Origin of the sequence: Aquibacillus koreensis (genome assembly GCF_025154055.1) — a bacterium.
In the GTDB taxonomy this organism is placed as follows: domain Bacteria; phylum Bacillota; class Bacilli; order Bacillales; family Amphibacillaceae; genus Aquibacillus_C; species Aquibacillus_C koreensis.
Genome location: NZ_JAOALK010000012.1, coordinates 144,715 through 165,046, shown reverse-complemented (window position 1 = coordinate 165,046; position 20,332 = coordinate 144,715). Strand labels below are relative to the sequence as shown.

The following is a 20,332-nucleotide window of genomic DNA, read 5'->3' as shown; positions in this document are numbered from 1 at the left end:
CTAACTTGTTATCTAGTAGGAATAATAAAGGGGGAAATAAGATGATGAACAAGAACAAACGCTTTTTTTCTAGACCGTTAGCAATTATCGTATCTTTAGTTGTTATTTTAATTAGTAGTATCATTGCTCACTCCGTGCAAACGAGTGGTGGAGATGTCGAGGTAAAGGATATCCGCTTTGTAGGGGATAATGGGATTGTACACAGTGCCTTAATGTACATGCCGAGTGATATGAACTTAGAAGAACAATATCCTGCTGTTGTTTCGATGCACGGTTACATTAACTCAAGAGAAGTACAGGAACCGTTTAGTATAGAATTTGCTAAACGTGGTTACATTGTTCTTTCATTAGACATGACAGGACACGGGTATTCAGAACAGTTTCCCGCAGATTTAAGTCGAGGTGTTACTTCAGGATTACACTATTTACACAACTTACCATTTATAGATGGTGACCAAGTTGCAGTTGAAGGACACTCGATGGGTGGTTGGTCAGTATTAAAAGCGGCAACTGACAATCCAGAATTAGTTAACACAGTAATTCAAGTTTCTTCTTCAACAGAGACTTTTGGTTCTGGTGAAGTAACAGCAGAAACACCCTTCAATTATGCGATCCTATTTAGTGAATATGATGAGTTTTCACTAACTATGTGGGGAACTGAGAAGGCGGCAGATGTTAATTCTACTGAAAAAATGATGAAAATATTTGGTGTAGAGGAACCGGTGGAGGAAGGTGAATTATATGGATCTTTCGAGGACCAATCTGCACGTATGTTCTTAGCACCACCTGTAATTCATCCAGGCACCCACTGGTCTACAGAATCAATTGGTGTTGTTCTTGAATTTTTGAATAATGCAATACCTGCGCCTAATCCGATAGACTCAGACCAACAAACATGGAAAGCAAAAGAATTTGCAACACTTGCAGGTCTAATCGGTGCGATTATGTTACTAATTTCGGTTTTAGGAAACTTATTACGTACTAGTTATTTTGCAAATATTGTTAGAGAATTACCTGAATCTAAGGCAGTATCAAATAAATGGGTATGGATTGTTAGTGGCGTTGTAGCAACAGTTATTCCAGCAGTAACATTTATAAAGTTTATTGAATTAGGACAAAATTGGTTCCCGGCAGGACCAATTCTTCGTCAAAACTTCACATCGGGATTTGCGGTATGGGCAATATTTAATGCGGCTATTGCTACAATCTTATTAACGATCTTCCATTACACAAATAAGAAAAATGCTGCTTCATTAAAGCATTATGGATTCACTATGGAATGGAAACTAATCGGTAAAACAATTCTATTGGCTGCTGCTTCAGTAGGAACAATGTATAGTGTAACCGTATTAGTTGGTGCTTTCTTTAATATTGATTTCCGAATTTGGGTTATGCCATTTAAAGCAATGACTGCATCCCATTTCTATCTATTCTTGACGTACTTGTTACCATTCCTAATCTTCTTTATTGTTAATGGTCTTGTGCTTCACGGACAATTACGAATGAAGGAATCCGGTACAGAAACGAAGACCTTCTTAAAATGGTTTGGTGCAAACTTCTTAATAAATGCACTTGGTATTATTGTCTTACTCGTAATTCAATATTCTGTAATGTACTTTAACGGTGCGCTATTATGGGATAAAGCATTAATTACAGTAATTGCATTCCAATTTGTATTTATTAACATTTTGGCAGCGCTAGTGTCTACATATTTGTTCCGTAAAACAGGAACAATTTGGGCAGGAGCATTTGTCAATGCGTTTTTAATTACTTGGTACATTGTTGCTGGTCAAGTTATGCATATGTAATGCTGGATAAAAATGTTTCTGGCCAGCGTTTAATCCCTCGATATCATTAGAGAGTAAAGTATATCGAGAGTGTTAAGAAAAATGTACCTATGACCACCAAACAATCAAGTTTTTTAACGTTGCTAAAAGCTTTTCTAACTACACACATGTTGCAACTAGCTGCATGTGTGATTTTTTTATAAGGGATGAGGATCTAGAGTGAGTGAAACATTTATTCTTTCAATTGATCAGGGGACGACGAGTTCTCGTGCAATTATATTCAATAAGTTTGGAGATATTGTCGAGACAGCACAACAAGAATTTGAACAATTATTTCAAAAACCTGGATGGGTGGAGCACGACGCGAATGAAATATGGAACTCTGTATTAGCATGTGTTGCGGAGGTGTTGCGTAAATCTGATGTTGAAGCACATCAGATTGCAGGAATTGGTATTACCAATCAGCGAGAAACAACTGTTGTTTGGAATAAGCATACAGGTAAGCCAATTTATAAAGCAATTGTCTGGCAATCTCGTCAAACAGAGGATATTTGCAAGCAACTACGCGAGCAAGGTCATACCGAACTATTCAGAGAAAAAACAGGCTTACTAATTGATCCATATTTCAGTGGTACGAAGGTAAAGTGGATTTTGGACAATGTCGAAGGTGCACGGGAACAAGCGGAAAATGGTGACCTTTTATTTGGAACGATTGATGCTTGGCTTGTATATAAATTTTCTGGTAATAAGACACATGTCACAGACTATTCAAATGCATCGCGGACTTTAATGTATAACATTCATGAATTAATATGGGATGACGAGCTGTTGGATATTTTAACCGTGCCAAAAAGCATGCTTCCAGAAGTACGTCAATCTTCTGAGATTTATACAAAAACGGTCGATTACCATTTTTTTGGCCAGCAAATTCCAATCGCCGGTATTGCTGGTGATCAACAAGCAGCATTATTCGGCCAGACGTGCTTTGAAAAAGGAATGGCAAAAAACACGTACGGGACCGGTTGCTTTATGTTGATGAATACTGGTGAAGAAGCGGTGAAATCGGATCATGGACTACTAACGACGATTGGTTGGGGTATTGATGGAAAGGTAGAATATGCTCTAGAAGGCAGTATTTTCGTTGCTGGCTCTGCATTGCAATGGTTACGTGATGGGTTGCGCATGATTAGAAAACCTTCTGAATCGGAAATCTATGCAAAAAGAGTAGCTTCAACAGAAGGTGTTTACATCGTTCCCGCTTTTGTAGGTTTGGGAACTCCATACTGGGATAGTGATGCTCGGGGTGCAATGTTTGGGATTACACGCGGCACGACTAAAGAACACTTAATTCGAGCTACGCTAGAGTCACTCGCATATCAAACGCGAGATGTTCTAGAAGCGATGATCACTGATTCTGGAATAGAATTGAAAACTCTCCGGGTGGATGGCGGTGCATCGAACAACAACTTTCTAGTACAATTCCAAAGTGATATGATCGGCGACACAGTTGATTTACCTGTAATTAAAGAAACTACAGCATTAGGCGCTGCATATTTAGCTGGTTTGGCTGTTGGGTATTGGAAGAGTACCGAGGAGATTGCTAGACAATGGAAGGTCCAAGAGACATTTAGACCTAATATATCTGATCAAGACCGTGAAAAATTGTATGCTGGCTGGAAAAAGGCCGTCGAGGTTACGAGGGCCTTTAAGTAATTTAGTTTTAGTTTTGTGTTATAATAGTCACAAGTTAATAATTTGGACGGAGAATTAGAGAGACCGCAAATAACTTAAGTAAAAAGCTTAAGTTGATTTGTGGTCTCTTTTTTAAGTTTCCGTCGTAAATAAATCAACATGTGACATATAAAGAGGAGCGATGGGATGTTATTGTCTAGTTTAAAACGAAGTGATACATGTATAAAAATGAAAAATGGCTCGCTTGATTTACTTGTGATCGGTGGAGGAATTACTGGTGCTGGGATTGCGCTTGATGCGGCAGCGAGAGGGTTGAAAGTAGCGGTCGTTGAAATGCAGGATTTTGCCGCTGGTACATCAAGCAGGTCAACCAAATTAGTTCATGGCGGTTTACGCTATTTGAAACAATTCGAATTTGGTGTGGTTGCAGAGGTAGGTAAGGAGCGGGAAATCGTCTATGAGAATGCTCCACATGTAACGACGCCGGAATGGATGTTACTTCCTTTTTATAAGGGTGGAACATTTGGCCCTTTCACTACGAATATTGGTCTAAGGGTATATGATTTTTTGGCAGGTGTTAAAAAAAGTGAACGAAGAAAAATGTTTGGTGTAGAAGAAGCGTTAAAAAGGGAGCCTTTACTAAAACGAGACGGGATAAAAGGTGCGGGTTACTATGTTGAGTATAAAACCGATGATGCGCGCTTAACAATTGAAGTAATGAAAAAGGCTGTCGAGAAAGGTGCGCATGTGCTCAACTATACGAAGGTAATAGATTTAATCTACACTAATGGCAAAGTAATTGGTGTTAAAGTAGAGGATCAAATTGATGGTGCTCAGCATGATATTTATGCGAAAACAATCGTCAATGCAGCAGGACCATGGGTCGATACAATTAGAGAAAAGGATAATTCTAAAAAAGGGAAGACATTACAATTAACAAAAGGGATTCACCTTGTCTTTGATGGTGAAAAATTTCCATTACGACAGGCGGTTTACTTTGATACCCCAGATGGACGTATGGTTTTTGCAATTCCGCGGGACGGTAAAACTTATGTAGGTACAACCGACACTGTCTATGAAGGCGATATTGCTCATCCAACAATGACTATGGCGGATAGAGATTACGTGTTAGGTGCGATTGATTTTATGTTCCCATCGGTGAACATCTCTGCTGAGGATGTCGAATCTAGTTGGGCAGGATTACGACCATTAATTCATGAAGAAGGTAAAGATCCATCAGAAATTTCACGTAAAGATGAAATCTTTGTATCAGATTCAAATTTGATATCCATTGCAGGTGGGAAATTAACTGGCTACAGAAAAATGGCTGAAAGTGTTGTAAATACTGTTATTAGACAATTTAAGGAAGATGGCATTCTTTATAGTGATTCCAATACGAAGCATATGACACTATCTGGTGGAGACGTTGGTGGATCAAAAGGATTCGCAGATTTTTGTATTAAAAAAGTGGAAGAAGCGTTACAAATCGGTGTTTCTTTACAAAATGCGAAACAACTTGTACAAACATACGGTTCCAATATAGACAAAGTATTATCCATCTATAAGAATGGTGAAACAGTGGCGAAGGATGCAGGGATCGACTTACTTGTATATGCACAGTTACAGTATGCAATCGAATATGAGTTAGCCTACAAACCAGTAGATTTTTTCATTCGACGAACAGGTGCCCTTTTCTTTTCGATAGACTGGGTTCGTGCACATAAAACACCAGTCATTCGATACATGTCCAACTTATTTAAGTGGACAGATGAACAGGAGCAGCAGTACACAGAGCAGCTAGATCAACAAGTGCATGAGGCGACGCATCCGGTTGAGGAATAATTAATATGTATGAATCTAAGGTTTTTAGTCCTTATTCGTCATTCAAAATCAACTTCGTCAAACTACTTTTCACTTGACTCTATACAAAATTAATAAATCGACAGGTACCAGGTACCCGTCGATTTATTGTAACTATTTTCGTATATCTAAACAAAAAGAAATAGCCGTCATCCTGACTAAGGCAACGGCTTACTTCTTATAACAACGAATAATTCGGTCAAACGCTCTTATGCGGACAATAGTTGCATTGCGGTGTTACTGCCACTTGGCTTTGTTTCTTTAATTATAATTTTTTTAAATATCTACAGTCAATTATCCCATTAGTGCCTGTCACCACCCGTAATTTGTCAGATTCGACAATTTACGGGTGGTGACAGGCACTTTTTTTAAAAAATTGGAAGGGAACGGAGGTTTAAAATGGAATATATATAATAGTATTAGAAATAAAGCTAGAGCTAGAAACTGGCTCATATGAGCTGAAGTTTTCCTTTATCAAGCCTGGAATGGAAATAGATTGGATTGAATTTAAACAAGTATAGGAACAAAACGGACACCCAAATGAAGGAGTGGATGGCATGATTAATAAGAAGTTGCCGAAAGTATGGTATGGCGGTGACTATAATCCAGAACAATGGGATGAAAAAGTTTGGCAAGAAGATCTTCGGATGTTTAAGCTAGCTGGCATTGATGTAGCAACGATCAATGTGTTTTCATGGGCACTCAATCAACCAAATGAAGATACGTATGATTTTAGTTGGTTAGATGAAACCATCGACAGACTTTATAACAATGGTGTTTATGTTTGCTTAGCGACAAGTACAGCAGCACACCCAGCATGGATGGCAAAAAGGTATCCAGATATTTTACGTGTTGATTTTGAGGGCAGAAAAAGAAAGTTCGGTGGCAGGCATAACTCATGCCCAAGCAGCCCAACCTACCGGAAATATGCTGAGAGAATGGCGACAAAATTGGCAGACAGGTACAAAAATCATCCTGCTGTATTAATCTGGCATATTTCGAATGAGTATGGTGGCTATTGCTACTGTGACAACTGTGCAAATGGTTTCCGTGAATGGTTAAAAGAGCGATATAAAACAATAGATACAGTTAATAAAACTTGGAATACACGTTTTTGGGGCCATACATTTTATGAGTGGGATGAAATTGTTCCTCCAAACGTTTTGAGTGAGGAATGGCAAGGCGGTATGAATTCCAATTTTCAAGGGATTTCCTTAGATTATCGTCGCTTTCAATCAGATACCTTACTCGATTGCTATAAGCTTGAGCGAGATGCAATTCGTGAACATACACCAGCTATTCCGATTACTACGAATCTGATGGGATTGTACCAGGAATTAGACTACTTTTCATGGGCGAAAGAAATGGATGTAATCGCTTGGGATAACTATCCAACGATTGATACGCCTATCAGTTTAACTGCTATGACCCATGATTTAATGCGAGGTCTAAAAAGTGGTCAGCCCTTTATGTTAATGGAGCAAACACCTAGCCAACAAAACTGGCAAGCATATAATGCTTTAAAACGGCCCGGTGTCATGCGACTGTGGAGTTACCAAGCAGTAGCACGTGGGGCAGACACGGTTATGTTTTTCCAACTTAGACGCTCGATTGGATCTACCGAAAAATATCACGGTGCTGTGATTGAACATGTTGGGCATGAGCATACCCGCGTATTTAAAGAAACAGCACAGTTAGGAAAAGAACTTTCCCAAATGTCTGATCATTTTCTTGATGCAAAAGTGGACGCGAAAGTCGCTATTGTGTTCGACTGGGAGAACCGCTGGGCAATTCAACTATCCAGTGGTCCATCCATCGCATTAGATTATGTAAGCGAAGTGCATAAATACTATGATGCGCTTTATCAGCAAAATATCCAAGTTGATATGATTGGTGTAGATGAGGATCTAAGCAAATATGATATAGTGATCGCGCCAGTTTTATATATGGTGAAAGATGGTTATGCGAGAAAGCAAGAAGCATTTGTGGAGAACGGAGGAACCTTCGTAACCACGTTCTTTAGTGGGATTGTTAACGAAAATGATCTCGTTACACTTGGTGGTTACCCTGGTGAACTTCGTCAATTATTAGGAATATGGGCGGAAGAAATTGACGCTCTTGATCCTAAGGTGAACAACCAAATCGTCATGCAGCAAGCTTGGGGAGATTTACAAGGTGGATATGAATGTAATGTTCTATTTGACCTCATTCATTCTGAAGGTGCAGAAGTACTGGCAACGTATGGATCTGATTTTTATAAAGGTATGCCGGTGCTGACGAAAAATAGCTATGGTAGTGGTGCGGCGTATTATGTTGCATCCAGTCCAGACCAAGCGTTTTTACAAGGATTCCTTGCTAACTTGTGTAAAGAAAAAGGAATTGCTTCTCACGTCCTCCGTGCGGATCAGGGTGTAGAAGTTTCAGAGAGAACAAAAAAAGGGAAATCCTATTTGTTTATAATGAACCATAATGATGGTAATTCTCATTTTGATTTAGGTGAGATGGAAAGGATCGATCTAATCAGCGGTGCATCTTTAACTGGCGTAGTAACGATTGAGGCCAAGGGCGTTATGGTATTAAAAAACTAGATTTCTCCTACAGGGAGTAGCCCTTCAAGAAGCAGGTATTGATTAAATATTTAACCGGAGTTTCAAATAGGAAATCTAGAATAATTATGTAAAAGAACATAGTCTACGATAAATCTATCATAATGGAGTCGAGAAACCATGACATCTTTCATTCATGTGAACAAAAGTGAGAAAAAGGAAGTGATCAGTCGACATATTTATGGTCACTTTGCAGAACATTTAGGTCGATGTATTTATGAAGGGATTTGGGTAGGGGAAGATTCTTCGATACCAAATACACGAGGGATTCGTAATGATGTAGTAGAAGCATTAAGGAAATTGAATATCCCTAATCTGCGTTGGCCAGGTGGGTGTTTTGCTGATGAATATCACTGGAAGGACGGCATTGGTCCTCGTGAATCTAGGCCAAGCATTGTCAATAATAACTGGGGAAAAGTAGTGGAGAATAACCACTTTGGTACCCATGAATTTTTGGATTTATGTGAACAGTTAGATACGGAACCTTATATTTGTGGCAATGTTGGTAGTGGAACAGTACAAGAAATGCAAGAATGGGTGGAATATATCACATTTGACGGGGAATCCCCGATGGCCAATTTAAGAAGAGAAAATGGTAGAGATCAACCGTGGAAGCTTAAATATTTTGGGGTTGGAAATGAAAACTGGGGATGCGGAGGTAAAATGAGAGTAGAATACTACGCTGATGTTTACCGTCGTTATCAAACCTTTGTAAGAAGTTATACGGATACGCCAATCTACAAAATTGCATGTGGACCACAGGAAGCAGACTATCACTGGACAGAAGTCATGATGCGGGAAGGATTAGGAAGAACGGAACCAATCCCAGACGAGGTTGTCACAGATATTTGGGAACATCACCGCCCGGAAATGGACGGACTTGCGCTTCATTTCTACACCCGTAACAGAGCAAACTATGATTCTGCCACAGAATTCACAGAAGAAAAATGGTTTGATTATATGAAACGAACATTAGTGATGGAAGAGTTAGTAGAAAAACATACGGCAATCATGGATAAATATGATCCCGAGAAAACGGTGGATCTAATTGTTGATGAATGGGGCACTTGGTTTAAAGTGGAACCTGGTACAAATCCTGGATTTCTCTATCAGCAAAATACATTACGTGATGCACTTGTGGCAGGGATTAATCTTAACATTTTCAATAACCGATGTGATCGTGTACACATGGCTAACATAGCACAAATGGTCAATGTCTTGCAGGCGATGATTTTAACGGAAGGGGAAAAAATGATTTTAACACCTTCCTATCATGTGTTTGAGATGTATAAGGTTCACCAAGATGCGACGTTACTTCGTGTAAGCGTTAGCACAGATACCTACACATACGGGGAGGATAGTGTTCCGATGCTGAACGTCTCTGCATCGCAGGATGAATCGGGAAAAGTCCACATATCTGTTTGTAATCTAGATCCAAATAATGCAGAACCATTGACATGTAACCTTGATGGTATCGGTAGCTTTTCAAAAGCTTCCGGACGTGTATTAACAGCTGAAGCGATGAATGCACACAACACGTTTAGTGATCCAAACAGAATTAAGCCTGAAGCCTTTGATGAAATAGAGCTTAAAGACAATGAAGTTTCTGTAACTGTGCCGTCTAAATCAGTACTTGTTTTTGAAGTTCAATGAGACTCTCATCACCTTAAGTGACGGATGACAGGGCACTATTTACTTGACTTCAAGTCACTCAAAAGTTGTACAATGATAGTACTACTTCACTTTTAATGTTGTATTAGTAGTACTTGCTTAATCAGATGAAAAGAGAAAAGTTTTGAACAAAAAGGAGTACATACGATGAGATATGTTGAATTAAACAATGGCGTTAAAATGCCGATTTTGGGCTATGGCGTTTTTCAAATTAACGATCAGGAAGAATGTGAAAGATGTGTATTAGATGCAATCAGTGTAGGTTACCGATCCATTGATACGGCACAAGCATATGGTAATGAAGAGGCTGTAGGTAGAGCGATTAAGAAGAGTGGTGTTCCAAGAGAAGAGCTATTCATTACCACAAAAGTATGGATTTCTAATGCTGGTTATGAAACTGCAAAAAAATCTATCGAAGAATCCTTAGAAAAACTTCAATTAGACTATGTAGATTTAGTATTGATCCATCTACCTTTTAATGATTATTATGGAACCTATCGGGCAATGGAAGATTTATATGAAGCAGGGAAATTGAAAGCAATTGGGGTAAGTAACTTTTATCCAGATAGATTAATGGACCTCATTCAGTTCAATAAAGTTGTTCCTGCAGTCAATCAAGTGGAAACACATCCGTTCTACCAACAGAAAAAGGCTCAGGAAATCATGAATAAATATGGCGTGCAAATGGAATCATGGGGACCTTTTGCTGAAGGGAAAAATAATATATTTTCAAATGAAACATTGAAATCTGTAGGTGAAAAGTACAATAAATCCAACGCCCAAGTTGCATTAAGATACCTTATTCAAAGAGATATAGTCGTTATTCCGAAAACTGTAAATAAGGAAAGAATGATAGAAAATATGGATGTATTTAATTTTGAACTTACAAATGAGGATATGGAATTGATTGCAAGTTTGGATCAAGAAGAAAGTTCGTTCTATTCTCTTCATGATACTTCTATGGTAGGATTTTTTATTGGTTTAGGAAAATAAGAGCTGGATAGAATGTAATCTCTTCATCTTCTTTTTCAATATATAGCTGCTCATTTGAGTGGCTATATTTTTTTTTGCTTATAAAAAAATAGAAGGTTTTGCGTATATTTATAGGTGTGAGGATGATCGTGTATCGAATAAAGTGAAAATTGCATATGCTGAATTGATTGAAGGACTTCCAAGAAATACGTAAAGGTGAGAGATCATGGAAAATAGAATAAATACAAAAATAATAAAAATAGTCAGCAGAAACAGGGAAACTAAATTAACCGTTGGAGTTGCGGATACGCAAAGAAAGAGAGAACAGGGCTTACAATTTGTGATGAAATTACCCGAAAATGCAGGAATGTTATTTGTGTTTCCCAAAAAAACATATGGTGGCTTTTGGATGAAAAATACATTTATTCCTTTATCTATTGCTTTTCTTGATTGGGATGGTAGCATAATAAGAATACTAGATATGGAGCCTTGTTATGTGAATACATGTCCGATGTATGATCCAGGGATTTTTTATCATTATGCAATCGAAGTGAATCGTGGTTGGTTTGAAAAAAATCAGATTGAAGAAGGGGATTATGTGCGTCTATTTTAATAGTTGTTCTGTCCAACTAGGCACTATTCTTATCCTATTCGGACTCATCCCCACTCTCCCACCATTTGCTTTCTGTGGCCAAGTCCATTGACTCTTTTCAACAAGCGTTAAGATGTCAGCCAACACAACATCAAAATAGTTAGAAAAGAACAGATTTAATACCCCGATTGCACATTATTAAGGACTAAGCATAGTAAAATGATAGGATCATAGAAAGCATAGTACAAATAATATTTCGTCCTATACATAATCTTTACTCGTTTAGGTTCCATACCTTTTCATGTGTGTGAGCATGGAAGAGGATTGGGACCTTTTTTTATTAAAAAGTTTTAGAAAATATGTAACAAACTAGAAGCAACTTCGTTATATAGGTAAACAGGAGGGGAGTCGAGTGAAAAAGGTTATATTTACAGAGTTATTTGAGCAATATCGGCTCCCGCTCTTCAGATATCTCATGCAAATGTGTCGGAACCGCGAGTTGGCAGAGGAACTCTTGCAAGAAACCTTTTATCGAGCAATGGTTTCTTTGAAAGTAAAAGATGTCTTACAAGCTAGAGGGTGGCTATATAAAGTGGCTCGGAATCTATATATTGATTCCACCAGAAAAGCAAAAGCAGAGCAGCAGATGGTTGGAAGAGTCCAGTCAGCATATCCATCCGTTAGTAGTCTAGGAGATCCGCAGCAAGAGCTAGAAAGTAAAACACGCCAACAAGAGCTTAAAGAAATTTTGCACATGCTACCCGAGCGCATGCAGACCATTTTGTATTTAAGAGAGGTGCAAGATTTTTCTTATAAGGAACTTGCTCTAGCCATGAATTTATCAGAAAGCCAAGTCAAAATTACACTTCACAGAGCTAGGGAAAAGTTTCGATACTATGATCGTATAAAGAAGGGGGATGAATTTGATGGATAAAGATGATGTGTTGAACGAATGGACAGAAGAAGAGAACAAAGTAGATAAGAAGAGTGCGAAAAAGTTGGTCTGGCGCACACGAATTTCGATTACATTTACGGTCATTCGAACGCTGCTTGCTATTTTACTACTTTATATAGTTTATATGATTCCTACTTCCATCTATTATGACACGTCAGGAAAAGCAGATGAATTTAATCGAGTGGTTACCACGATGGTGGAATTGAGGTACCCGGGCATAGCCGTAGATTTACATGAAACTTGGCATGCAGCGGAGATTACTCCTTTTTTAACACAGAAAACGACCCTTCCCATCTATAGGCAAGTGGGTGAATGGAAAGTAGCTGTGGGGGAAGTGACTGCAAGCAAGTCTATATTATTTGGCAAGATAAACTATTCCGTTGATCTGGACAATAAATATATAGACGAAGGGGAAATGGGGTTTGCTTTGTCCTCCTATGCGCTTCATGACAAACCCGCAACACCCCCTAGTAATCCAAATCCATCTCCATTATTTGACCAGTTAGAAAAAATAGATGATGGGCACGTAGCGCAAGTTAGCTTTTCGACTAGGGAAAGAATGGAACCGGAACAGTTGAGAAAGATTATTTCCAAGTATGATGTAGAGATTCACCAAATGCCAATTTATGCAGGAGAGCTTAAAGCGTTTAATGTGGGCATGAGTAGCTCAGGTAGTCTAACATGGGTTGATGGCCTCCTATTAAGACCTTTTATCGAATACGATGATAAAAACAGATGGTCGTCCAAAAATCATGCTTTAACACGACAAGAAGACTTAGCGCATGCAGTGGATCAATTTTATCAGGATTTAGAGTGGTTGATTGAGCATGGGGATTATTATGACAAAGAAACGGATGAAAAGAGACTTTCCTATCTCAAGGAAAATGAATTGGCGGTTTATGGTGCAACCGTCACTGGTCCGATCCGTGAAATTGAACGACTAAAAGAAGAAGAAATGTTCTACGAGTTTAACTTAGGTGGGATTGAAGTGTGGAACTGGGAATAATTAGTGCCTGTCACCACCTCGATAAATGTCGAATTCGACAATTAACGGGTGGTGACAGGCACTTTCTGTTCCTATTGTTCATTCCAATTCCAAAATGCTACTTCATCCACTTCTAGTTCAGCAATCCATTCTTCATTTTGTAGCTGTAATATTTCTTTCGTTGGGCCTGTGACAACTGCCCCGTAGTGCTGGAATCCGTGTTCGTTCAGATATTCCATCCGTTCGCTAAGATTCATGTTGCCCCAAACTAATTTATCCGCTTTACTTTCATGCTGTTCTAAGAACGCTAACGTTTTGATGAATTGTTCCTGAAGGACTCCATAATCACCATCTTCATAATTCGGTGACACCGCAGTTTCACCGACTACTTTACCTCCAAATAACCCAAACTTTTCTTCTGTGTGTTCCGTTACAGTAAAATCATCATCATGCCAAATAGGAGAGGTTGGAAAGCCGATCGGATCAAAAATAATTCCTTCATCTGGCGACTTATTTTCCATACCTGTATCAACAGCCAACCAAAGTAAGTCCATATTTTTTCCTTGAAAAGAATCAAACACTTCATTTGTTTCTAGTAATTCAGAAAAAGAAACATAGGCAGAAACTACGGTACCTTCAGGTAGATCCTCCAACTGGTTCCAGTCAGACATCCCTCTTGAGCCTGATTTAGGATATGTGAAGGCAGGATCGTCCTGGGTTTTCCGTCCATAATGTTTTTCTTCGGGTATTGCCATCAAGGAAAAGAGGAAATTCACTTCTAATTCACCAACTTGAATATATTCATGTCCTACCATTTTATTTAGGTCTCTAGTTGCTTCTAAGTTAAAGTAAGCCTTTGTATTCGTACTTGTTCCACCCATATAACCATAAGGGTCTGTTACTGTTAGCGTATGGTCAATGATACTGCGGTACACTTCTAACCGATCCGGTTTTCCCCAAGTAAAATAAATAGAAGTAAAGATCGACGCAATTATAGTAAATGCAATAAATAACCCAATCGCCATGAACGCAGTTTGAAACCTTGCTTTCCATTTACCACGTCGTAATATTTTTTTCTGGTTCTTATCTTTTATAGGATTTTTCACCTGTTCTTGTGGACCATTCTCTTGTAGATGCTCCTGGTATGCTTCAAATTTATCTAACTCTTTTTCAAATGCTTCCAGCTCTGTTTCAGATAATTCACCTTTTTCATAGGCTTCAAGTTTCCTTTTAAATTCATCACTCATTTTCTCCCGCCTTTCTCCGTCTGATCGCGGACCTACCTCTGAATAACAATACTTTAAAATGACTTTGCTGGATGTCCATCACCGCTGCCGCTTCACGTTGAGTCAATCCATGGAAATCATGAAGTAACACAGCATATTTATGCTTATCAGGTAAGCTATCTAGTAAAGTAACAATCTCTTCTATTTCTTCTTTTGTTACAAGAGAATCTAGAAGTAATTTCTTTTTATCAAATAGCGTTGCAAAAAAGCCCTGTTCTTTCACTACTGTGCGTTTATGCTTCCGATAATAGTCGATGTAAGCGCGGTATGCTACAGAGAACAACCAAGATTTAACTGTTTCCCCATCATAATGCTCAATGTTCAGATGGGCACGAAAGAATGTCTCCTGTACGAGATCTTCCGCTGTATAGTGATCTTTACTTAGGGAGAGCAAAAATCGGTAAATATCATGAAAATATTGATTATAAATACTATCGATGGATTTCTCCATTTGCTCCCCCCCTCATTAATAAAACGAACCAGACTCAAAAAGGTAACAGAAAAAATAAATGTATGAAAAATTAATTCCGCACTAGCTTATTTTAGGATAATCATCTAGCGACATATAAGGAATGGTTGTATCATTATGGAGAAAACAGATGTGAATGAAAATCGACAGGTGCCTGGCACCTGTCGATTTAGTATTTTCCTATGGCCGATTTTCCCAAGGTTCAAGTTGACCAACTGTATGTACTCGCTCTTTCTTTTTAATCCCTTCCATAACCCCAGCCGAAATCTCCGCATTTGTTAACCACCTTGAATGACTACCATCATTCACAAAGCCCAATTGGATTTGATAATATAAACAGTTTTCTGGTACAGATGCCTTTTGTTTTATCCTATCTAAATCTGAACTGCTGCCTAAAATATGAAATAACTCCCATTCATCTTGCTTTTGTGATACCTCATTTATAATGACGGATAGTGCATGTTCAGCAACGGAATGAATCCACGCTACTACAATGTCAATACTCCCATTCTTTTCAACTGTATAATGAATTTGCTCCTGCAATTTTTCTCCATCTGTGTAATCTACTAACAGAGGTGTTATGTTGTCTTTAAGGTGTGTTGTGCTCATTAGTTTTTCCATTCGATTAGAATTTCGTGCAATTATAGATACATGGTAACCACGATCTACTAACCAAAGTGATACGTCAGACAACATACCTGTTCCGCCAACTACTAATGCATGCTTCATTTTACTATTCCCCGCTTTCTTCCGCTGACCTGTTTTTTACTCTGTGATTATAAATTTATCTTTTATTTTAACATGAGATTCAAATAATACTTGAAAACCATGGAGTAAATTAAAGATCGCCAATTAGACGATCATTTTTTGTGCTAAAGCAAAGGAAAAAAGATTGTCATCAACTGTAAATTTAACGAATTCGATGATTTTACGGGTGGTGACTAGGCACTATTTGTAAACAAGCCGGAATCCATACAAATGGCTATCTACCCCTTGACTATAGTCCTACTCTATACTTTTAAATATAGAGGATAATAAGGTAAAGCATATGATGTGCGGAAAGGATTACACAAGATGACAGCTAATATTGAACAACTCGTTACGCTTCTTCCGGTAAACAAGGATGAGCTAGCTAATTTTAAGCAGGAATCGCGCGAAGCTTTTTTGAAAGGATTAAAGGATAGCTTTCCAGAACACCACAATCCGATTGAAATAGCACCCATTCCACCAGAAGAGAATATTGAGAAGACACTTGCGGAACCAGGTGCAGCTATTTATCATCTCGTAATGAACGGTGAAAAACTAGGTGGAGCTCTATTAAAAATTGATGAAGGCACGCAGCATAATAAAGTTGTACTTTTATATATGAACGCAAATGCACATGGTAAGGGAATCGGAACAAAAGCTTGGCAAGCAATAGAGGCTGCGTACCCTCATACTAAAGTTTGGGATCTATACACACCGTATTTTGAAAAGCGCAATATTCATTTTTATGTCAATAAATGTGGATTTAAAATTGTAGGATTTTTGCATAAAGGTAATCCTGGTCCAGACGTTGAAGTGGATGAAACGAAACCAGATACAAATTATGAATTTTTCCACTTTAAAAAAGTGATGGATTAGATTCATCTAAATTTATAGGAGAGACAAGAAGATGGATTTTAAGCTTTTACCTCTATGTACAGAGGATTTAAAACAGTTTAAAAGAGATATGCAAGAGGCTTTTCAAAAAGGTGCAGAATCTGAGTTCGAAGATTTAAATGAGGGAATTTTGCCTGAAACGGATATAAATCAATCGCTTATAAAAAAAGGAGCAATTGCATATAAGGCGGTTGTTGATGGTCAGATGGTCGGAGGCGCTATTATTGTAGTTGACGAGACAACCCAGCACAATGAGCTATATGTGAAGTATGGAATTCAATAATTGTGAGTGCCTGCCACCACCCGTAAATTGCCGAATTCGACTGGGTGGTGACTAGGTACTATTTATTAATGATTATATAGCTTTTGGTATAGCAACACCCAAATCATAAAGATTTGGGTGCAAACGCTTCATCTATTTGAACTTAAAAGCGTGAGGTACAAATAACAAGATTATCCCTTTACTCCACCCACGGTTATCCCCGATACAAAGTAACGTTGGAAGAAAAGGAATACAATAAGAATTGGAATAACAGTTAAAGTAGAACCTGTTAATAGCATGCCATAATTATTTCCATAAGGAGAAATTAATGAAGCAAGTCCAATTGGTAAAGTCATGCTTTCGTTACTTCTTAATACAATTAATGGCCATAAAAAGTTGTTCCAACTATTCATAGCTTGAATAATACTCATCGCACCAAACGCAGGTAACATCATAGGAGCCATAATTCGCGCATAGCACCCAAATTCTGTGCAACCGTCAATTCGAGCTGATTCAATAATTTCTTTTGGTAATCCAATCGCGTATTGTCTAAAAAAGAATATAACAAATGGCGTAACTATAAACGGTAAAATCACTCCTGAATACGTATCTACTAAACCAAGAAAAATCATAACTTTGTATAGAGGAAGCATTAAAATGTCCACAGGAACTAACAGTAAAAAGATAACCAATCCAAAAATTAAGTTTCTACCTTTAAATTTGTAAATAGCTAGTGCATATCCAGCAAAGGATGATAGGATAACAGAACCGATCGTAGTGATAATTGTAATAATGATGCTATTAAAATACCAACGGAAATATTCTTTTCCCTCCGTAAATAGGTAGATATAATTTTCAATCGTTAATGTGTCTAAAGCCATACTCACATTTAGTCCATTACTAAATAGTTCTGATGCGGGCTTAAATCCAGAGATAAACATAACATAAAACGGAAAAAGCACGATAAAGCTTGTGAAAACGAAAAACAGAATTAATAATGTTTTTTTAATTTTAGATGTAGTATTTTGTCCCACTTCTTAATCCTCCTTAAAAGCACCGAAGTACTTTAGTTGGAACATGCCAATGATTAGTGCTAGTAAAAGTAAGACTACACTAACTGCTGCCCCTAACCCCATAGCGTTATAGTCGAAGGCCTGTTGATACACATATCCAACAATTGTAAGTCCAATGTCATTCGGAGAACCATTTTTCCAGAAAACATAGGATTCCTCAAACATTCTGAGACCTCCGAAGATACTGATAATAAGAACAAACAATGTTACTGGTTTTAACATAGGGACGGTGATCCTAAAAAACTTTTGCACCGCATTCGCTCCGTCAATATCCGCAGCCTCATATAATGAATTTGGGATACTCTGCAAGCCTGCCAAGAAATAAATGACATTAATACCAAGTATGCGCCAACAATTCAGTGATACCATTAGAAACATTCCTGTTGCTGCCCCTAATTTCCACTGCTGAGGAGAGAAACCTATTTGCACTAATAAACTGTTAATAAAGTCTTTTTCAGTATCTCCAAACATTAGTCCAAAAAAAACACCACCGACAATTACGGATACAAGAGAAGGGATGAATAGAGCGCTTTTAAAAAAATTCTTAAATGGTAAATACTTCGAATTTAATAAAGTTGCTAGGGCCATAGGTATAGGAATCAGTATTACTATGATCCAAAATGTGTAAATTAAAGTATTCTTTACAGCAGTATAAAAATGAGAATTCATCATCTGCTTGTAATTTGCCAATCCAACCCATTCTGTTTGACCTATTAATATATTTTGGAAACTCATTCTGAATAGTTCGAAAATTGGATATAAAAAGAAAATCAAAAAAACTAGAAAGAAAGGTGTTAAGAAGAAGAAGGGTGCTAACTTTTGAGAAAATATCATTTTTTTGATTGGATTACCCTTAGTCATTTTCTTGATTTGCGTCATTTGAGCCGTCGTTTCTTGAGGCTTCACTTTGTTACCTCCTTTTAATAGATTTTGTATGAAAGAATAGGAGATTGAATCTCCTATTCTCCATTATTCTATTATTAGTTAGAACTCGATTGATTTTTAACATCTTCTTCAGCAAGTTGAAGCGCTTCTTCAGGAGTCATATTGTTATTTTGTATTACATTGAATATTGCATCTTGTATCGCTGACACACCCTTAGGATAGTCTTCAGGAACATTAGGTGCAATAACGGTCTCTGTAGCTACTTCTATTACATCAAAAACATTCTCGTTTAGGAAAAATTCAGTGAATTTTGTTGTTTCATTAAATACCTCGTTATCATAAACATGCATTGGTGGAATTTTACCCATATGCGTATATATACCTAAAACACTTTCTTTCGTTGTTTTAGTATATTGAAGAAATTCTTTGGCTAATTCAACATGTTCACTTTGTTTAATTACCGCAGTACCAGTACCACCGATACCTACAGAAGTGTAACAATCAGCATCTGAGCATGTTGGCATTGGACGAATTAATATTTTATCTTCTAAATCTGGCATGTAATTAAGAAATCTATCAATATACCATTCCGGCATTAAATTTGCCGCTACACCATTGTTGTTCATGAATCCAAAATAGGATTCCTCTGTAGGGCCACCACCTGGTGATGGGATTGCAATTTCATCTTTATAAACACTATCATGTAAAAATTGAAGCATATCTATATTTGTTTGATTTGTTATAGTGACGTTACCTTCTTCATCAAATAGATCAGACCCACGTTGTAAAATTAATTCTTGGAAAAGAACCGGATCAGAAGTTGGAACTGTAAACATTGGTTTCCCTGTAGTTTCTTTAACTGTTTTGCCAGCTTCTACGAAGTCATCCCATGTCTCAATATCATCAGGATGAACTCCAGCTTCATCCATAATATCCATGTTATAGAACATAACGGAAGAAGCTAAGTTATTCGGGGCACCATAGTAATTACCGTCTTTTGCATATAGATTTAACCTCGACTCAATATAGTCATCAGGATTGATAATATCGTTAAGTGGAGCCAGCTGAGTGTCACCTTGAAGATAGTTTGCAAATTTCTGAACCTCAATATCCACAAGATCAGGGGCGCCTTTTCCAGACTGTAGTGAAAGTGTTAACTTCTTCCACATGTCACTAAATGGTAGTAATTCTGCCTGTAATTCGATTTGTCTGTCAGGATATTCCTTATTCCATTCTTCGGCTTTATACTTATAATAATCTGAGTATGTCTCTACGAATGACCAAACTGTTAGTTTTGTTGGCTCTGAACCACCATCGTTATCATTTGATTGATTAGAATTTGAATCGTTGCCATCTGATGAAGATGTTGTTGAACTGCCATCTGATGAACAAGCTGCTAATAACAGAAACATGACAAGTAATAACAATGAAACTATTTTTTTCATAAACACACTCCTCTTTATAATTAATGAATATGGTTAAGGTTGTAAACCTTCTAGAATTTTCCTTCTTTCTTTTGTATAATTTAGTTAACTATCGTTTCCTCATTCATTATTTCTTATTAGTTTTGGATGACTAAGGAATGAGGAAACATAG

Annotated in this window: 17 protein-coding genes; 11 read left to right on the top strand and 6 right to left on the bottom strand. The window is 37.7% G+C overall.

Annotated elements, in window-relative coordinates; translation table 11 throughout:
* Positions 1-41: 41 nt before the first annotated feature.
* From NYQ66_RS03345 to NYQ66_RS03305, 9 genes are all read left to right on the top strand, one after another.
* A complete protein-coding gene (locus tag NYQ66_RS03345; RefSeq protein ID WP_259866820.1) occupies positions 42-1,808 on the top strand; it encodes an alpha/beta hydrolase family protein in 1,767 nt (588 codons plus the stop codon).
* A 198-nt stretch (positions 1,809-2,006) separates the two neighbouring features.
* Positions 2,007-3,500, top strand: coding sequence for a glycerol kinase GlpK (gene glpK, locus NYQ66_RS03340; RefSeq protein WP_259866818.1), 1,494 nt, complete (start codon positions 2,007-2,009; stop codon positions 3,498-3,500).
* 165 nt (positions 3,501-3,665) lie between these two features.
* Positions 3,666-5,321: a glycerol-3-phosphate dehydrogenase/oxidase gene (locus NYQ66_RS03335; RefSeq protein ID WP_259866815.1), complete on the top strand. Its 1,656-nt coding sequence runs from the start codon at positions 3,666-3,668 to the stop codon at positions 5,319-5,321.
* Positions 5,322-5,896: 575 nt separating this feature from the next.
* Positions 5,897-7,927 carry a beta-galactosidase gene (locus NYQ66_RS03330; protein ID WP_259866814.1) on the top strand — a complete coding sequence of 677 codons (2,031 nt, stop codon included), beginning with the start codon at positions 5,897-5,899 and terminating at the stop codon, positions 7,925-7,927.
* 138 nt (positions 7,928-8,065) lie between these two features.
* Positions 8,066-9,598 (top strand): alpha-N-arabinofuranosidase, encoded by a 1,533-nt coding sequence (locus NYQ66_RS03325; RefSeq protein WP_259866812.1) that lies wholly within the window; start codon positions 8,066-8,068, stop codon positions 9,596-9,598.
* Between the two features lie 165 nt (positions 9,599-9,763).
* Positions 9,764-10,609, top strand: a complete 846-nt coding sequence (locus tag NYQ66_RS03320; RefSeq protein ID WP_259866809.1) for an aldo/keto reductase — start codon at positions 9,764-9,766, stop codon at positions 10,607-10,609.
* A gap of 205 nt (positions 10,610-10,814) precedes the next feature.
* Positions 10,815-11,201 carry a DUF192 domain-containing protein gene (locus tag NYQ66_RS03315; RefSeq protein ID WP_259866807.1) on the top strand — a complete coding sequence of 129 codons (387 nt, stop codon included), beginning with the start codon at positions 10,815-10,817 and terminating at the stop codon, positions 11,199-11,201.
* 391 nt (positions 11,202-11,592) lie between these two features.
* Entirely contained in the window at positions 11,593-12,114 is a 522-nt protein-coding gene (locus NYQ66_RS03310; RefSeq protein ID WP_259866805.1) for an RNA polymerase sigma factor, read from the top strand.
* Complete coding sequence (locus NYQ66_RS03305; protein ID WP_259866803.1) at positions 12,107-13,141, top strand: anti-sigma factor; 1,035 nt, start codon at positions 12,107-12,109, stop codon at positions 13,139-13,141. The genes NYQ66_RS03310 and NYQ66_RS03305 overlap by 8 nt, the downstream gene beginning before the upstream one ends.
* 71 nt (positions 13,142-13,212) lie before the next feature.
* Here NYQ66_RS03305 and NYQ66_RS03300 read toward each other — a convergent pair whose 3' ends face one another.
* The 3 genes from NYQ66_RS03300 to NYQ66_RS03290 all read right to left on the bottom strand — a co-directional run bounded on the left by NYQ66_RS03300 (position 13,213) and on the right by NYQ66_RS03290 (position 15,604).
* Positions 13,213-14,367 carry an anti-sigma factor gene (locus tag NYQ66_RS03300; protein ID WP_259866801.1) on the bottom strand — a complete coding sequence of 385 codons (1,155 nt, stop codon included), beginning with the start codon at positions 14,365-14,367 and terminating at the stop codon, positions 13,213-13,215.
* Complete coding sequence (locus NYQ66_RS03295; protein ID WP_259866799.1) at positions 14,360-14,857, bottom strand: sigma-70 family RNA polymerase sigma factor; 498 nt, start codon at positions 14,855-14,857, stop codon at positions 14,360-14,362. Before NYQ66_RS03295 ends, NYQ66_RS03300 begins: the two co-directional genes overlap by 8 nt.
* Before the next feature lie 198 nt (positions 14,858-15,055).
* Complete coding sequence (locus tag NYQ66_RS03290; protein ID WP_259866797.1) at positions 15,056-15,604, bottom strand: short-chain dehydrogenase; 549 nt, start codon at positions 15,602-15,604, stop codon at positions 15,056-15,058.
* A 345-nt stretch (positions 15,605-15,949) separates the two neighbouring features.
* Here NYQ66_RS03290 and NYQ66_RS03285 point away from each other — a divergent pair, with 345 nt between their 5' ends.
* Both NYQ66_RS03285 and NYQ66_RS03280 read left to right on the top strand, forming a co-directional pair.
* On the top strand, positions 15,950-16,498 hold the full coding sequence (locus tag NYQ66_RS03285; RefSeq protein ID WP_259866795.1) for a GNAT family N-acetyltransferase: 549 nt from the start codon (positions 15,950-15,952) through the stop codon (positions 16,496-16,498).
* A gap of 31 nt (positions 16,499-16,529) precedes the next feature.
* On the top strand, positions 16,530-16,799 hold the full coding sequence (locus NYQ66_RS03280; protein ID WP_259866793.1) for a hypothetical protein: 270 nt from the start codon (positions 16,530-16,532) through the stop codon (positions 16,797-16,799).
* Positions 16,800-16,969: 170 nt separating this feature from the next.
* On the opposite strand, the gene NYQ66_RS03275 is transcribed toward NYQ66_RS03280, so the two are convergent.
* The 3 genes from NYQ66_RS03275 to NYQ66_RS03265 all read right to left on the bottom strand — a co-directional run bounded on the left by NYQ66_RS03275 (position 16,970) and on the right by NYQ66_RS03265 (position 20,181).
* Complete coding sequence (locus NYQ66_RS03275) at positions 16,970-17,812, bottom strand: carbohydrate ABC transporter permease (RefSeq protein ID WP_259866791.1); 843 nt, start codon at positions 17,810-17,812, stop codon at positions 16,970-16,972.
* 3 nt (positions 17,813-17,815) lie between these two features.
* A complete protein-coding gene (locus tag NYQ66_RS03270) occupies positions 17,816-18,757 on the bottom strand; it encodes a carbohydrate ABC transporter permease (protein WP_259866789.1) in 942 nt (313 codons plus the stop codon).
* 74 nt (positions 18,758-18,831) lie between these two features.
* Entirely contained in the window at positions 18,832-20,181 is a 1,350-nt protein-coding gene (locus NYQ66_RS03265) for an ABC transporter substrate-binding protein (protein WP_259866787.1), read from the bottom strand.
* Between the last annotated feature and the right edge of the window lie 151 nt (positions 20,182-20,332).

What these genes read in the sequence shown, in the direction of transcription:
- NYQ66_RS03345 (WP_259866820.1), top strand. Translation starts at nt 42, where the DNA reads ATGATGAACAAGAACAAACGCTTTTTTTCTAGACCGTTAGCAATTATC.
- NYQ66_RS03335 (WP_259866815.1), top strand. Translation starts at nt 3,666, where the DNA reads ATGTTATTGTCTAGTTTAAAACGAAGTGATACATGTATAAAAATGAAA.
- NYQ66_RS03330 (WP_259866814.1), top strand. Translation starts at nt 5,897, where the DNA reads ATGATTAATAAGAAGTTGCCGAAAGTATGGTATGGCGGTGACTATAAT.
- NYQ66_RS03325 (WP_259866812.1), top strand. Translation starts at nt 8,066, where the DNA reads ATGACATCTTTCATTCATGTGAACAAAAGTGAGAAAAAGGAAGTGATC.
- NYQ66_RS03320 (WP_259866809.1), top strand. Translation starts at nt 9,764, where the DNA reads ATGAGATATGTTGAATTAAACAATGGCGTTAAAATGCCGATTTTGGGC.
- NYQ66_RS03315 (WP_259866807.1), top strand. Translation starts at nt 10,815, where the DNA reads ATGGAAAATAGAATAAATACAAAAATAATAAAAATAGTCAGCAGAAAC.
- NYQ66_RS03305 (WP_259866803.1), top strand. Translation starts at nt 12,107, where the DNA reads ATGGATAAAGATGATGTGTTGAACGAATGGACAGAAGAAGAGAACAAA.
- NYQ66_RS03300 (WP_259866801.1), bottom strand. Translation starts at nt 14,367, where the DNA reads ATGAGTGATGAATTTAAAAGGAAACTTGAAGCCTATGAAAAAGGTGAA.
- NYQ66_RS03295 (WP_259866799.1), bottom strand. Translation starts at nt 14,857, where the DNA reads ATGGAGAAATCCATCGATAGTATTTATAATCAATATTTTCATGATATT.
- NYQ66_RS03290 (WP_259866797.1), bottom strand. Translation starts at nt 15,604, where the DNA reads ATGAAGCATGCATTAGTAGTTGGCGGAACAGGTATGTTGTCTGACGTA.
- NYQ66_RS03285 (WP_259866795.1), top strand. Translation starts at nt 15,950, where the DNA reads ATGACAGCTAATATTGAACAACTCGTTACGCTTCTTCCGGTAAACAAG.
- NYQ66_RS03280 (WP_259866793.1), top strand. Translation starts at nt 16,530, where the DNA reads ATGGATTTTAAGCTTTTACCTCTATGTACAGAGGATTTAAAACAGTTT.
- NYQ66_RS03265 (WP_259866787.1), bottom strand. Translation starts at nt 20,181, where the DNA reads ATGAAAAAAATAGTTTCATTGTTATTACTTGTCATGTTTCTGTTATTA.